The 14,453-nt window shown below is 70.6% G+C and carries 11 protein-coding genes; 8 read left to right on the forward strand and 3 right to left on the reverse strand.

Going from position 1 to position 14,453, the window contains the following annotated elements:
• Window positions 1-100: 100 nt before the first annotated feature.
• Window positions 101-3,040: a preprotein translocase subunit SecA gene (secA, locus tag AWX74_RS32290; protein WP_091284475.1), complete on the forward strand. Its 2,940-nt coding sequence runs from the start codon at window positions 101-103 to the stop codon at window positions 3,038-3,040.
• A gap of 152 nt (window positions 3,041-3,192) precedes the next feature.
• Here the strand turns inward: secA and AWX74_RS32295 are convergent, their stop codons facing one another.
• Window positions 3,193-3,870: an Rv3235 family protein gene (locus AWX74_RS32295; protein WP_091284478.1), complete on the reverse strand. Its 678-nt coding sequence runs from the start codon at window positions 3,868-3,870 to the stop codon at window positions 3,193-3,195.
• Between the two features lie 79 nt (window positions 3,871-3,949).
• Window positions 3,950-5,299 (reverse strand): LysM peptidoglycan-binding domain-containing protein, encoded by a 1,350-nt coding sequence (locus AWX74_RS32300; RefSeq protein WP_242666516.1) that lies wholly within the window; start codon window positions 5,297-5,299, stop codon window positions 3,950-3,952.
• Window positions 5,300-5,516: 217 nt separating this feature from the next.
• On the opposite strand from AWX74_RS32300, the gene AWX74_RS32305 reads away from it, so the two are divergent.
• A complete protein-coding gene (locus AWX74_RS32305; protein WP_054570605.1) occupies window positions 5,517-6,086 on the forward strand; it encodes a hypothetical protein in 570 nt (189 codons plus the stop codon).
• Between the two features lie 71 nt (window positions 6,087-6,157).
• On the opposite strand, the gene AWX74_RS32310 is transcribed toward AWX74_RS32305, so the two are convergent.
• Entirely contained in the window at window positions 6,158-6,394 is a 237-nt protein-coding gene (locus AWX74_RS32310; protein ID WP_006541514.1) for a helix-turn-helix domain-containing protein, read from the reverse strand.
• Between the two features lie 544 nt (window positions 6,395-6,938).
• On the opposite strand from AWX74_RS32310, the gene AWX74_RS32315 reads away from it, so the two are divergent.
• The 6 genes from AWX74_RS32315 (at window position 6,939) to AWX74_RS32340 (ending at window position 14,409) form a co-directional block, all read left to right on the forward strand.
• A complete protein-coding gene (locus AWX74_RS32315) occupies window positions 6,939-7,763 on the forward strand; it encodes an SAF domain-containing protein (protein WP_091284482.1) in 825 nt (274 codons plus the stop codon).
• On the forward strand, window positions 7,760-9,118 hold the full coding sequence (locus AWX74_RS32320; protein ID WP_091284484.1) for a CpaE/TadZ family protein: 1,359 nt from the start codon (window positions 7,760-7,762) through the stop codon (window positions 9,116-9,118). The genes AWX74_RS32315 and AWX74_RS32320 overlap by 4 nt, the downstream gene beginning before the upstream one ends.
• Window positions 9,119-9,688: 570 nt before the next feature.
• Entirely contained in the window at window positions 9,689-10,195 is a 507-nt protein-coding gene (locus AWX74_RS32325; RefSeq protein ID WP_006541517.1) for a transcriptional regulator, read from the forward strand.
• Between the two features lie 141 nt (window positions 10,196-10,336).
• Window positions 10,337-11,698, forward strand: coding sequence for a patatin-like phospholipase family protein (locus tag AWX74_RS32330; RefSeq protein ID WP_091284569.1), 1,362 nt, complete (start codon window positions 10,337-10,339; stop codon window positions 11,696-11,698).
• Window positions 11,699-11,721: 23 nt separating this feature from the next.
• Window positions 11,722-12,213, forward strand: coding sequence for a DUF6912 family protein (locus AWX74_RS32335; protein ID WP_091284486.1), 492 nt, complete (start codon window positions 11,722-11,724; stop codon window positions 12,211-12,213).
• 522 nt (window positions 12,214-12,735) lie between these two features.
• On the forward strand, window positions 12,736-14,409 hold the full coding sequence (locus AWX74_RS32340; RefSeq protein WP_091284489.1) for a hypothetical protein: 1,674 nt from the start codon (window positions 12,736-12,738) through the stop codon (window positions 14,407-14,409).
• Window positions 14,410-14,453: the final 44 nt, after the last annotated feature.

The raw sequence follows: 14,453 nt of genomic DNA on the forward strand, positions 1-14,453 counted from the left end.
GCGTCGCCAGTGGTCCGAGCTGGGGCCGTGGGCGACGATCGAGGGACTAGCATCGTGGTGTCGGTGAGTTCGCCGACATGCCTGCCGGAGGGGTTCCGCCGTGGTTCTAGACAAGATCTTGCGTGCCGGTGAGGGCCGGATTCTGCGCAAGCTCAAGGCGATCGCCGAGCAGGTGAACCTCATTGAGGACGACTTCACCGGGCTGACCGACGCCGAGCTGCGCGGGATGACCGACGAGTTCCGTCAGCGCCTGGCGAACGAGGACGAGACCCTCGACTCCCTGCTGCCCGAAGCGTTCGCGGTGGTGCGTGAGGCCGCCCGGCGGACGCTCGGCCAGCGTCACTTCGACGTCCAGATCATGGGCGGCGCGGCGCTGCACATGGGCAACATCGCCGAGATGAAGACCGGTGAAGGCAAGACCCTGGTCTCCACGCTGCCCGCGTACCTCAACGCGCTGGCGGGGGACGGCGTCCACATCGTCACGGTGAACGACTACCTGGCCCGGCGTGACGCCGAGAACATGGGCCGCGTTCACCGCTTCCTCGGCCTGACGGTCGGTGTCATCCACCCGCAGATGCCACCCGCGGCGCGTCGCCAGCAGTACCGGTGCGACATCACCTATGGCACGAACAACGAGTTCGGCTTCGACTACCTGCGCGACAACATGTCCTGGAGCGCGGACGAGCTGGTCCAGCGCGGTCACCACTTCGCGGTGGTCGACGAGGTCGACTCGATCCTCATCGACGAGGCCCGCACGCCGCTGATCATCAGTGGCCCGGCCGACAACCCGACCCGCTGGTACACCGAGTTCGCCCGCATCGCCCCGCTGCTGGAGCGGGACGTCGACTACGAGGTCGAGGAAGGCAAGCGCACGGTCGCGATCACCGAGGCCGGGGTCGAGAAGGTCGAGGACCAGCTCGGTATCGAGAACCTCTATGAGTCGGTGAACACCCCGCTCGTCGGCTACCTCAACAACTCACTGAAAGCCAAAGAGCTTTACAAGCTGGACAAGGACTACATCGTCACCGACGGCGAGGTCCTCATCGTCGACGAGTTCACCGGCCGGGTTCTGCACGGTCGCCGCTACAGCGAGGGCATGCACCAGGCGATCGAGGCCAAGGAGAAGGTCGAGATCCGGCAGGAGAACCAGACCCTGGCGACGATCACTCTCCAGAACTACTTCCGCCTGTACGACAAACTGTCCGGGATGACCGGCACGGCCATGACCGAGGCCGCCGAGTTCCACCAGATCTACAAGCTCGGCGTGGTCCCCATTCCGACCAACAAGGCGATGGCCAGGGCCGACCAGCCGGACGTCGTCTACAAGACCGAGGTCGCCAAGTTCGACGCCGTTGTCGAGGACATCGCGGAGCGCCATGAGAAGGGGCAGCCGGTCCTCGTCGGCACGACCAGTGTCGAGAAGTCGGAGTACCTGTCCAAGCAGCTGACCAAGCGCGGTGTGAAGCACGAGGTGCTGAACGCCAAGCAGCACGAGCGCGAGGCCCACATCATCGCCGAGGCGGGGCGGCGAGGCGCCGTCACGGTGGCCACCAACATGGCCGGCCGAGGCACCGACATCATGCTCGGTGGCAACCCCGAGTTCATCGCGCAGGCGGAGCTCCGTCAGCGCGGTCTGTCTCCGGTCGAGACCCCCGACGACTACGAGGCCGCCTGGTCCGAGGCACTGGAGAAGGCACGGGCCTCGGTCACGGCCGAGCATGAATCGGTCGTCGACGCCGGCGGTCTCTATGTTCTGGGCACGGAGCGCCACGAGTCCCGCCGTATCGACAACCAGCTGCGCGGTCGTGCCGGGCGCCAGGGTGACCGCGGCGAGTCCCGGTTCTACCTCTCGCTGGGCGACGACCTCATGCGGCTGTTCAACGCCGCCGCGGTCGAGGGCATCATGGACCGCCTCAACATTCCGGACGACGTGCCGATCGAATCGAAGATCGTCACCCGGGCGATTCGTTCCGCGCAGACCCAGGTCGAGGGCCAGAACTTCGAGATCCGCAAGAACGTCCTCAAGTACGACGAGGTCATGAACAAGCAGCGCACCGTGATCTACGAGGAGCGCCGCAAGGTTCTCGAGGGAGCCGACCTGCACGAGCAGGTTCGCCACTTCGTCGACGACACCGTTGAGGGGTACGTCCGGGGAGCCACGGGCGAGGGCTACCCGGAGGAGTGGGACCTCGACACTCTCTGGACCGGCCTCGGGCAGCTCTACCCGATCGGAGTGGACGCTCCCGGCACGGACGACCGTGAGGGCCTGACCTCCGACCTGTTGCTCGAAGATCTTCAGTCGGACGCCCAGGAGGCCTACGACCGCCGCGAGCTGGACCTCGGCGACAAGCCGGACGGCGAGGCGGTGATGCGCGAGCTGGAGCGCAGGGTGGTGCTGGCGGTGCTCGACCGCAAGTGGCGCGAGCACCTGTACGAGATGGACTACCTGCAGGAGGGCATCGGCCTGCGGGCGATGGGTCAGCGCGACCCGGTCGTCGAGTACCAGCGCGAGGGCTTTGACATGTTCCAGACGATGATGGAGGGGATCAAGGAGGAGTCGGTCCGCCTCCTGTTCAACGTCGACGTTCAGGTTCCCGGCCGGGACGCGGAGGCTGCCGCGCCGGAGGCGCCAGCGGTCGCACCAGCCGCGCCTGAGCCGCAGCTTCCGCCTCCCCCCGATGCCGGTGGGGCGGGTGCCGCCGGTCGGGTTTCGCCGGTGTCACCAGCTGTTCCGGTGCCCACCCCGGCCCCGGCGCCGCCACCGGTCTTCGTCAAGGGCCTGGAACCCCGCCGTCCATCGGGAAACCTGCAGTACTCGGCGCCGAGCGTTGACGGTGACGCCACGCCCACCGTCACCGTCGACAGCGGAGCTGGGCTGACGGGTGCCGGCCGCGGTTCGGGCCCGGGCGGCGCGATGGGCCGCGGTGTCAGTGCCGGTGACGGCGGCGCGGCGCGTACAGCGCGCAACGCGCCGTGCCCCTGTGGGTCAGGTCGAAAGTTCAAGCGTTGCCACGGTGACCCGGCACGGCGTAACGACTGACCGCGGCGCAGCGACTGGCGGAGCATGCCTGTGGTCCGCCGGCCTGCGTGTTCGCGACTCGGCGTTGCCAGGGCTCAGCATCGCCAGGGCCAAGCAGAACCGGGGCTGCTCGGTCGGGCAACCCCGGTTCCAGAACGGTGGGGCGGGCCTGATCAGCCGAGCTGCAAGGTGGTCACCTGCCAGCGGTCCGCGCCGCGCTCCATTCGGAGCGCCAGCGCCCGCATGCGCTGGCCTCGGCTGATCACGGCGCTGACCTCGGCGATGCCGGGCGTCGGCTCACTGACCCGCACGCTGCGTACCTGACTGGGCTGGCGGTTGGTGAGTGCCGCCGCGGTCCGTTGGAGGTCGTGCTGAAGGTCGGCGGTCGTCCATGGGGTGAGATGCGCCATCGGGCGCGCACCGGAGAGAACCTCGACGATCAGGCGGACGACGACGGCGGCGGTGCGCCGCGGGTCCGGTGCCTGCTGTTGCCGTGGGTGCCCGCTCGTTGCCGGGGCGGATGCTGCACGGCGCGGCGGGCTCTGCTCGCGCTGGCGGGACAGTGGCAAGGTCAGCTGCTCCGGAAGCAGCGGGCGGAGCGCTCCCCGTTCGGCGAGTCGGTGCGCCCCGCTGGTGACCTCCCGAGGCGCTGTCGAGACGGCGCCGCCGGTGGCTCGTGCGGGTCGTGGCCGGTCGATCGAGCGGTGCCGGGCACCGGGAGCCGCCCCGGTGCCCGGGGCGATCTCGTCGTCGTAGGGCGGGTCGACGGAGCGCACGGGCAGCAGCCCGGGCACGGCGACCACGTGGGGACGCCGACGACGGGGCAGGGTCAGGGCAGTCGTCGCAGTCACGGCGGGCCTTTCACGGCGGTCGGGCGTTTGGGTAGTCGGCTGTCGGGTGGTAAGCGTTGGACGGTCGGAGACGGTCGGCTCAGGACGCAGGGGGTGGGACGAGTCGCTGACCCGGCAGGATCAGATCTGGGTCAGGACCGATCACATCGGCGTTCGCGGACCACCAGCGCGGCCACTCGGCGGCGATCTGGTCGGACGTCGCGCCCGGGCCGAGGTGGCGGGCGACGATGGTCCAGAGACTGTCGCCCCGCAGCACGACGATCTCGGCTGATCCGTCCGCGCTGGACATCGGGTTCTGTGCCGGTGCGCCGGGTGCCGTTGCCGGCGTGCCGGTGCCCAGCGGTGCGGCCGGCACGACAGGATCAACGGTTGCCGCGGGCGGTCGGGGTGCCGTGTCCGGCTGGCTGGGCTGGCTGCTGGGACTGGACTGGCCTGCGGCGGGTCGGCTGGTGGCACTGGTGGGGCGGGTCGGGCTGGGTTGGTTCGTGGGGCTGGTGGCGTTGGTGGGGCCGGACTGGCTGGTGGTGCCGGACTGGCTGGTGGGGCCGGAGGCTCCGGGCTGGCCCGGCGGGGGGCCCGGCTTGCTGTTCGTGGGATGGCTGAGGCTGGGCCACCCCTGCTCCGAAGCAGGGGTGGTCGTCGTGGCCGCGGGCAGGCTGGCGGGGTCACGGGCGGTCAGCGCGGTCGACTGCGCCGGGGCCGCGGCCGTTCCCGCTGCTCGCACCGGAGTCAGCGGCACGATCAGGAGGTCGTCCGGAAGGACGTCTCCGACGGCGGCGCGCAGTTCGTCGGCACTGCCCGTCGACGGGCTGCCCGTGGTCGTGCTCTCGAGCCCTGAGCCGTTCGGCCCGGTGTTGTTCGGCCCCGTGTTGTCATGCCCGAGGAAGGGCCAGCTGTTCTGACTGGTCTGCGGCGAAGCCGTGCCTGTTCCGCCTGGCGCCGCGGACACCGACTGGGTGACGGCGGTCGCGTGCGCTGAGCCGGTGGTGGTGGCGGCGGAGGCGGGGCTGGCGGCGACGAGCGGGCTGACGCTGGCGGCCACCAGGGTGACTCCGAGCCCGACCTCGACGATCCGGCGGACGGCCCTGGGCAGGACCCGACGGGCCAGGGCGGCGAAGACACGGCCAGCGGCACCCGGCAGCGCGGCCAGTGCTCCGAGGACCACCCCCGCGCACAACCACAGCAGGCAGATCCAGGCGATGAGCCCCAGACAGTTGGCGAGGGCCAGCTCGGGTGTTCCGCGAAACCACGGCCAGACCTCGCCCGGCTTCGAGGGGAAGTCGGCCAGCCGTGGACCGAGCAGGACCAGTACCGCGGCGATGCCGAGGGCGGCCGTCGCGCCGCCTACCCGAGCGGCGATGTCCCGTCTTGCCCCTGAGATCATGCTCTTCGTACCCGTCCGTCCGATGTGGATTCGGGTGCCTGACACGGACGATCTTCTTTGCGCTGGCCGTGAGTAGGCAGGGATGACGATCGCTGACCGTGCTGTAAAGCGCGTTAGCTCGGGGTCAGGGAGCTGATGCGCGAACGGTGCAGTTTGGTTACGTTTGCTTGTGTAACCCGCGAGAGGGTGGATGTCAATCCGCTCTGCCGCGTTTGCTCGTCTTGGTGACGGTTGATCGGTGAGGGCGGAGGCGGACGCGCGGATGCGCTGGGAAGATCTTTTTTCGGATCTCGAACTGCAATGGGAGGCCGCGGAGGCGGCCGAGCTGGATGCGGAGATCGCGGACCGGACCCGCAGAGAGGCCGCCTATCTGCGCATGCTCGACCGGATGCGGCCGGCCATCGGCTCCGAGGTGCGCTGCCTGCTGCGCGGCGGGCCCGGCCCGGGCCCGTTCGCCGTCAACGGCAGGCTCTCCGCGCTGGGTGTCGACTGGCTTCTGCTGAACGAGACGGCTTCGACCGAGTTGCTGGTGCCGCGAGCCTCGCTGCTCGCGGTCCGTGGGCTGACCGCGGTCTCGGCTCAGCCGGGGCATGAGGGTCGCCTGGCCGCGCGCCTCGATCTGCGGCATGTCGTGCGGGGGCTCGTGCGAGACCGGTCGGTCTGCGCGGTCACGCTGCTGGGAGGCGCCGCGCTGACCGGCACGCTGCTGCGCGTCGGCGCGGACTTCCTGGAACTCGCGGAACATCCGCTGGGGGAGTTCGCCCGCAGGACGGAGATCCGCTCCGGCTGGACGATTCCCTTCGACGGGCTCGCCTTCATCCGCCGGAGCTGAGGGGCGCAAGCGCCAGAACGGCCGTAGCAGGCCAGGGGCGGGCCTGGTCGGTCGTCTGATCGGCCGCCTGGTCAGTCGTCGGGAACGGCCTCGTTGCGACTCATCGGATTCGCCGCGACGAAGGCCCGCGTCTGCTCGTAGGCGCGCTGGATGTAGGCCTCGAGCTCGGTGCGCTCAACGCGCCACTGGCCCCGCCCGCCGATCTTGATGGCCGGTAGCTCACCAGAGCGGACGAGTGCGTACGTCTGGCTGGCAGAGATGTTGAGGATCTCCGCCACATCGCTGAGCTGAAGGAAGCGGTCGTTCATCAACGCCCCCTCTCCGGTGACGGTCGGCGCGTCTTCCCTGTGTATCAGAGTTCCCGCATCGCATCGCGTTCGAATGCCTCGGCTTGTGGATAACTGCGCGCGATACCGCCTGATGGGCTGTCATCTGACAGTTGCCCGGCGGCCGCTTCGAGGCCGACGACACGTCGGCGCTCCCCGGCGCCCTGTCGTCCATTCTGCGCCGAGCTCCCTCCGGGTCAGTTCCATCAGGCCAGGTCAGGCGCGGTGGCGGCGGTCTGCGCACCCAGCAGCCTTATGCCCGGCCCGGCCGCTGCGCATCGTGAGGGGGTCGTCAGGCGTCATATGTCAGGAAGGTCGGATGGGGCGGCCGCAGGCGGCGATTGTGACGACGACTCCATGCGGTATGGCCGAATGGAGGAGTTTGTGGTCGTCGACTACGTACGCTCTGCGACCGTAGGGTTCGTCCAGGCGTCCGCTGCTTCGGGCGGGTCCACCCCGCCCTGCACCGGCTGTGGCCGGGGCGCGGCTCGACGCGGCTGGAGCAGCGAGGAGTGAGGAGGGCCCGGTGACCGAGCTGACCGTCGCGCCGGCGCGACCGGAACCGACCCCGCCAGTTCCGCCGTCGCCCGCGGCGCGAAGACTGGGCCGGCGCCGTTGGCGGGATTCGCGGCTGCTTGTCGGTGTGCTGCTGGTGCTGGTGTCCGTCGTGGCCGGCACCCGCCTGTTCACGGCGGCGGATCAGAGCAGGCAGTGGGTCGTCGCCGCCGCGGACCTGCCGGTGGGCCATCTCGTCGTCGACGGCGACCTTCGAACGGTCAGCGCGCAGCTGGACCACGCCACATCCGACCGTTACTACCCCGGAGATCGGCGCGGTGAGCTCGTCGGGGCCACGCTGGCGCGTCCGGTCAGCCGCGGGGAACTGCTCAGCGGCGCCGATTTCGCCGGGGCCAGCACCACGGCGACCAGGCTCGTGCCGGTGATCGTCAAGGCTGGCCGGCTGCCGGCGCTCACCCCGGGCGATCATGTCGACGTCTTCGTCTACCAGCCGGATGCCGCGCCGCCCTCCACCGATGCCGGTACGGGTTCCGGCTCGGGTGCAGGTTCGGGCTCGGGCGCTGGCTCCGGCTCGTCGGGCAGCGGTGCTGAGCAGCGGGCCGCGGCCAGTGGCGCGGGCGCCGAGATCCAGGTGCTGCACGACGTCGAGTTCGTTTCCGAGGGCCGGCTGAGCGGCGGTGATCACTCCCTTGAGCTGCGGGTGCCGGTGGAGGACGCGATCCGCGCGGTCGCCGCGTCCCAGAGTGAACGGGTCGACGTGGTGAAGCTCGAACGCGATGCGCGGGGTGAGGTCGGGGTGCCCGGCCCGTCCGCGGTGCCGGGGTACGGGCGGTGAGCCTGCCGATCCTGACCGCGGTCACCGACTCGGTCGTGGAGGCCGGGCTCGTCTCGGCCTTCGACCGTCATGACCTGGGTGTCACTGTCGTGCGTCGCTGCGTCGACCTTCCCGACCTGCTTGCCGCCGCGACGACCGGCGCGGCGCGGGCCGCGCTCCTCTCCGCCGACCTGAGGCGGTTGGACAGGGAGGCACTGGCCCGCCTGGCCATGTCCGGCGTCGCCGTCGTCGGCCTGATAGCGCCCGGCGACGAGGACGCGGATCGTCGGCTGCGTCAGCTCGGCGTCGTCGCTGTGATCACTGCGGACGCCACCGCCGAGGTGGTCGCGACCGCGGTGGTCGAGGCCACCAGGGCATTGACGGACCTGGCCGGCCCGCCGGCGCTCCCCGCGGCCTTCAGCGAGCCGCTCGCCGGCCTGCGACCGCTCGGGCCGGGTTCCTCCGTCGGCGGCGTCGGCGGCGTCGCCGGTCTCGGTGGCATCGACGGCGTCGGCGCGACCGGCGAGCTCGCGCAGGGCCGAGTGATCGCGGTCTGGGGTCCCGTCGGTTCTCCGGGCCGGACGACGATCGCGCTGGGGCTGGCGGCCGAACTCGCCGGCCTCGGCCGCCCGACTCTTCTCATCGACGCGGATTCGTACGGCGGTTCCATCGGCCAGCATGTCGGCCTGCTGGAGGAGGCACCCGGCCTCGCGGCCGCCGCGCGCTCGGCCAACCAGGGCCTGTTGGACGTCCCCCGGCTCGCCATGCTGTGTCGGGACCTCGGCGGGGGGCTGCGGGTGCTGCCGGGGATCTCCCGGCCGTCGCGTTGGCCCGAGCTTCGGCCCACCTCGGTGGAGACGGTCATCGCGCTGTCCCGCCGGCTCGCCTCGTTCGTGGTCGTCGACTGCGGCTTCTGTCTGGAAACGGACGAGGAGCTTTCCTTCGACACCACGGCACCACGGCGTAACGGCGCGACGCTTGCGGTCCTCGAGGCGGCGGACACCGTGCTCGCGGTCGCGTCCGCCGAGCCGGTTGGTCTGGTGCGGTTTGTCCGGGGGCTCGCGGAGCTGCGCGAGGTCGTCCCGCACGCCGACCCGCTGATCGTGGTCAACAAGCTGCGCGGCTCGGTGGTCGGCGGGGATCCGCGCCGCGAGGTGTCGCGTGCGATGGTCCGGCACACCGGGCGTGAGCCCGTGGCACTGGTTCCCCATGATCTCGCCGGTCTGGACGCGGCGGCGGCTTCCGGCCAGCTCCTGCGCGACATCGCCCCGGCCTCACCGGCTCGGCTCGCGGTTCGGGACCTTGCCGCGGCGCTGGCCGGCGCCACGGCCACCTCGCGACGGCGGCGCTCCGCACTGCGCCGGGCGCAACGCTGATCGCCGTTGATCCGCCTTCCATCCCTGCCATCGCGCCCTGTCATCCCTGTCATCGCGGCTGGCGCCGAGTCCGGCGCCGGGGTCCGTCACGGGGTCTGCCATCGCGGCCGACTCCAGGCGTTCCGGACTGCCCATACCTGATATGGCGAATCAAACCGCGTGATTTCAGGCTCAGTACGGACAAATTCAACGGTCGCTGATCGGATCGTTGTGACATTCGTCGGGCGGGGCGCCGGCCGTCGGTGACCCCAATGGTTACGGGGAGCGATTCAGGGGCATCGAATCGTCGAGCGGTTACCCGCGAGCAGTGGCGAAGTCCTGGCTATGAGCGACAAGGAGGTCGAACATCGCGTCCCGCGGTGAGCGGTACGCCGCGGCTCGTGTTAACCAGGTCCGGCTGGGTGGCGGACTCGCCGCTATCTGCATCATTCGCCTGTCGGATGGTGATCGGATGGTGAATCGTCGCTTTCGGGGACGTTAAGTTAGTGTGTGCGTGAAGCGTCATCGCGCAGGTCAGCGCGCTGACGGAACACGTCGATCGCTCGGTCGAGACGACAGGGGGTGTGTCGGATGAGCCGGGAGTACGCGAAGGCCGTGGGTTCTCGCCTACGGGCAATCCGGATCCAGCAGGGGTTGTCTCTGCAGGGCGTAGAACAGAAGTCGCGTGGTCGGTGGAAGACCGCCGCGGTCGGCTCCTATGAACGCGGCGATCGGATGATCAGCGTCCATCAGCTGTCGGAGCTCGCCGGCTTCTACGGCGTTCCGGTCTCCGCGCTGTTGCCAAACGAGGACCAGCTGCCACCGCGGGAACGCAGGCCGCGCACAGTGCTCAATCTCGAGAAGCTCGCCGCGGCGCCGCCGGACTCGTCTGCCCTGGTGCGGAGATGGGTCGCGCAGATTCAGCGGCAGCGTGACGACTACGCCGGTCACGTGCTGTCCATCCGCGACGGTGACGTCCGGGCGCTGGCACTGCTGCACGACACGACCCCCCAGGAGTTCGCCGAGAGGCTACGTTCCTGGGGAGTGCTCGAGACCAGCTTCCCCGAGGAACATGAGCCGCACGAGCCGCCGGAGTAGGAGCAGGGCCGGCATTTCTGTCGGGTCGGGCCGGTTGTAGCCAGCAGGCGCGGGCGGCCCGCGAGGGAGCGGCGACATCGGTGTCACATGCACACCCGGACCTGTGTGGTGGCCGAACGCACCGCGCCGGGAGGTGACGCAATGCCGAGGAAGCGGGCTTCGCACAGGGGACTCGTTCTCGGTGCGGGCGGTGTGCTCGGATCCGCCTGGATGATCGGCGCGCTGCGCGCGATCGAGACGGAACAGGGCATCGACGTCCGAGACCATGATGTCGTAGTCGGAACGTCGGCCGGATCGGTCATCGCCGCGCTGCTCGGTCTCGGGGTCGGCGCGGACGTGATGGTGAACTCGGAGCGGGGGATCTTCGAGCCGGGCTATCCGGTGCTGGACTACCGGGACCTCGGCGCCTCCCTGCCACCCCGGCCACGGATGCGGATGGGGTCGCCGCGGCTGCTGACCGCGACTGCGCTCCATCCCCGCCAGGCGTCGCCGATGGTGGCGCTGGCGGCCCTGCTTCCGCAGGGGCGCGGGCAGATCGCGGCGATCGGCGACCTGGTCTCCGCGGCGGTGGCGCGCCTCGACGAGCCGCTCGATCCGCTCTCGGCGAAGCGTTCGGCGTCCGTCCCGCCCGGTGCCCGGCGCGGACGGACGCCGACGGCACTCAAGCCGAACGGCTGGCCGCGCAGCCCAGGGCTGCGCGTCGTGGCGATGGACTTCGACACCGGCGGCCGGGTGCTGTTCGGCTCCGAGAGCGCTCCACCGGCCCCGCTGCCGGAGGCGGTGATGGCGTCGTGCGCGATTCCCGGCTGGTACGCGCCGATCAGAATCGCCGGCCGCCGGTTCGTCGACGGCGGGACCCGCTCGCCTGCTTCCCTCGACCTCCTCGCGGACTCCGACCTGGACGAGGTGACGGTGCTCGCGCCCGCCTGCTCGTTCGAATGTGACCGCCCGCGCGGTGCCGTCGCGCTCGTCGAGCGGCAGATGCGCCGGGCCGCGACCCGCCGGCTGGCCCGCGAGATCGAACTCGTCCAGGCCGCGGGCATCCGGGTGACGGTGCTCTGCCCGGGGCCGGAGGATCTTGAGGTCATCGGCGGCAACATGATGGACCTGACCCGGCGCGCGGAGGTGTTCGAGACGTCGCTGCGTACATCGACGCAGGCCCTGCGGGCGCTGCAGCAGGTGCCGGTACGTCCGGCGCGGGCCGCCGCCGCGGCCGGTGCCGCCGCGAGCGCGGGTGCGACCGGCCCGCGCCGGACGGGCGCTACCAGTCCGCGTGGCACGGGCGCTGCCAGCTCACGAGGTACGGGTGCGACCGGTCCGCGTGGTACGGGTGCGACCGGACCACACGCAGCGGGTGGTACGGGCCGTGGTGCCGGTGCCACCGGCCCACGGAGGTCGGAGAAGTCACTGGATCAGCCGGGCCGGGGCGCCCGGGCCACGACCGGCGGTGCGGCCGGCGGCGGTGTGGAGGACCAGAACGCGGACCTCGGTCTGGTCGGCTGACGCGGGGTTGCCACACTGACCCCATGCGCGTCTACCTTCCCTCCACGCTCACGGCCGCCCGAGCGGTGCTGCGGGATCGGACGGTGCCGGCCGGCACCGCGTTCGCGGTCACTCCGGCGCTGCGGGAGTGGTACAGCCAGTCCGACACCGAGGAAATGGAGTTCGCGGCGCTGCAGAACGCGGCACGGGCATGCCTGCGCCTGCTGGACGCCGACCCTGACGCCCCGCCACGGCGGTTCGTGTTCGCCGCCGATGTGGAGGAAAAGGGCGTCCGGGTCCGCGACGACCTGGAGCGGGGCGCGGTGGAGGTGCTCGAGCCCGTCCCGCTGGCCTCCGTCCGCGCCGTCCACACAGACGATCCGGCGGACGACGAGGCGCAGGCCGCCGTGCGGGCGGCTGTCGACGCGGTGCTCGAGGCTGATCTCGGCAGCGACGACGCCGCCTTCGTCGTCGACGGCGCCGAGGGCTTCGAGCTCCTGTGGTTCGCCACCCAGGAGCTCGCCGACCTCCTCTGAGTGGGTGGCAGGCGCGCCAGTGAGCGGTGGCAGCCACGCCAGCCCTGGCGGCGTGTAACGGCGCCCCGCTCGCACGGGCCGGTGCCGCCCGGTCGCACCGCCGGTGAGCTGTGGCGGTGTGATCCGTCGTGTTTCCCCTGTCCTGTCAGCGCCGACACGCCGGCAGCTGATCCGACAGCGGTCGTTGTTGTCAATTGCTGATTGATTGTCTTTTTGCTTGACCATGTCCGGCGGATGTAGCTCCTCGGCGTCGCCAGGTGATCTTCGGTGCCGCGTGATGTAACGGTCGTGTCGTCTCGACGTTGCTTTTGACGCCCCGCGGCGGGCATCGGTCGATGCTCCGAATAGTGTTGTTGCGGAACTGGTTGCTCCCTCATGGCTCACCTTGTGTGGGTGTGCCGACGGGTCCGGCTGTGGCTGGCTCGTGGCGTGCTCCACGGCTTCGCGGGGGTTGTCGTCGGTTCTCCATCGTGTTCCTTGGCCTCGGTATATCTGTGGCGTGACGTAGGAGGCTGGTGAACCGTGCTCTATCTCGCCGGGCAGATTCTGGTCTTCGTCCTCGTGGCGATGCTGATCGGCGCGGGTCTGGCCTGGCTCTTCCTCGTCGCGCCGCTGCGGCGGCAGGCGCGCCTCGCGGTGCTGTCGGCCACCGGCGGTCCGGAGGCGGGCTCGGTCTCCGCCCAGGGCACGATGGCCGCGAAGCATCCGCTGGCCGTGGGCGAGCGCGTGGTCGCGGCAGAAGGCGCCGCCGACTCCCAGGATCGCGAGCAGCCGGCGCGTCCGAGTAGTCCGAACGCCGCCCGGCCGGGTACGTCTGGCGTGTCTGTGACGTCTGGCGAGCCTGGCGCGGTCCCGGAACGCGACGCGGGCGTGCCCCCCGAGACTGCGGCGGCGGCCCGGGCGGCGGAGCCCAGAGGCGCCGCCGGAGACATCGAGGCACTTCTCGGGCGCCTGCGGGAGCAGGAGGAGAGGTGGTCCGCTGAGAAGGCGGAGCTGGTCACCCGGCTGGGCGCGGCCGAGCGTCAGGCCGTCGAATCCGAGCGGCGGGTTGCGGTCGCCGAGCAGCAGGTCGCCGATGCGCGGGCCCGCATCGGCGAGATCGAGTCAGCCCTGCGGGCGGCACCCGTCGACGTCGACGCCGCGAGTGCGCCAACGGTCGTCCAGCCGGTGCCACCGGCAGTTCTGACGGTTTCTGGCATTCCTGCGCCTTCGGCTGATCCGTTCGAAGCCGAGTCCGGGTTCGAATCCGTTGCGGATCTGGCCCGCGAGACGGCCGAGCTGCGTGAGCAGCTCCAGGAGGCCGAGGCGCGTGCGGCCAAGTTCTCCTCGCGGCTTGCCATGGTCCGCACCGAGGCGGAGGACGCCCAGCGGAAGGTGGCCACGATGAGCACACGCCTGGACCGCCACCAGGCGGAATGGGCGGCTGAACGGATCAAGCTGCTCGCTCGTATCGCGGAGGCGGAGGAGGTGCGGGTATCGATGGCGCTTCCGCCGGCCGACGAGTTCGCCGGATATCAGGAAGAGCTCCCCCTCGCCGTCGATCCGCAGCCCACCGCCGGGCCGGCGGGGCCCGCCCAGCCGGAGCTGGCGGCTGGTCCGATCGAGGGCGACGAAGGCCACGAGCAGCAGAACTCATCCCCGGGAGTCTGGCCCCAGGGCGAGCAGTCCCACGACCTGCCGTTCGATGACGTGTTGTCCACAGACGGAGCGCCGTCGGACGACGTGCCGTCGGACGACGTGCCGTCGAACGCCGGGGCCTTCGACGCCGGCCCGCTGCTGTGCGCCATCGCAGGCTCCCGCGAGGAGAACCTGGAACTGATCGGTGCGGCGCTTGTCGGGGCAGCCACGTCCGCTGCGATGAACGAGCACCATGATCGAGCGAGCATGGATGCCGACAGATCAGATCCTGCTGACGGAATGCCGGTGTCCGTGGCCATCGTGCCGTCCTGGGGCGGGCCAGCCGAACCCGTCCCGTCATCCGACAATCTGAAGGAGATCGTCGGAGTCGGGCCGGTGGTCGAGTCCCGGCTGCGGGTGCTGGGAATCACCACCTTCCGCCAGCTCGCAGAAATGGGCGACACCGAAGTCGACCGGCTCGCGAAGATGCTGGATGGTTTCGGCGGCCGGATCATCTCCGACGACTGGGTCGGCCAGGCCCGTGATCTTCAGGCCCGGCACCACAGCGGTCTCGCCTGACGGTGCCGCCGTCGCGAGCCGCAGGCCTGTCGCAGGTCGGCTAC

The organism is Parafrankia irregularis (assembly GCF_001536285.1).
In the GTDB taxonomy this organism is placed as follows: Bacteria; Actinomycetota; Actinomycetes; order Frankiales; family Frankiaceae; genus Parafrankia; species Parafrankia irregularis.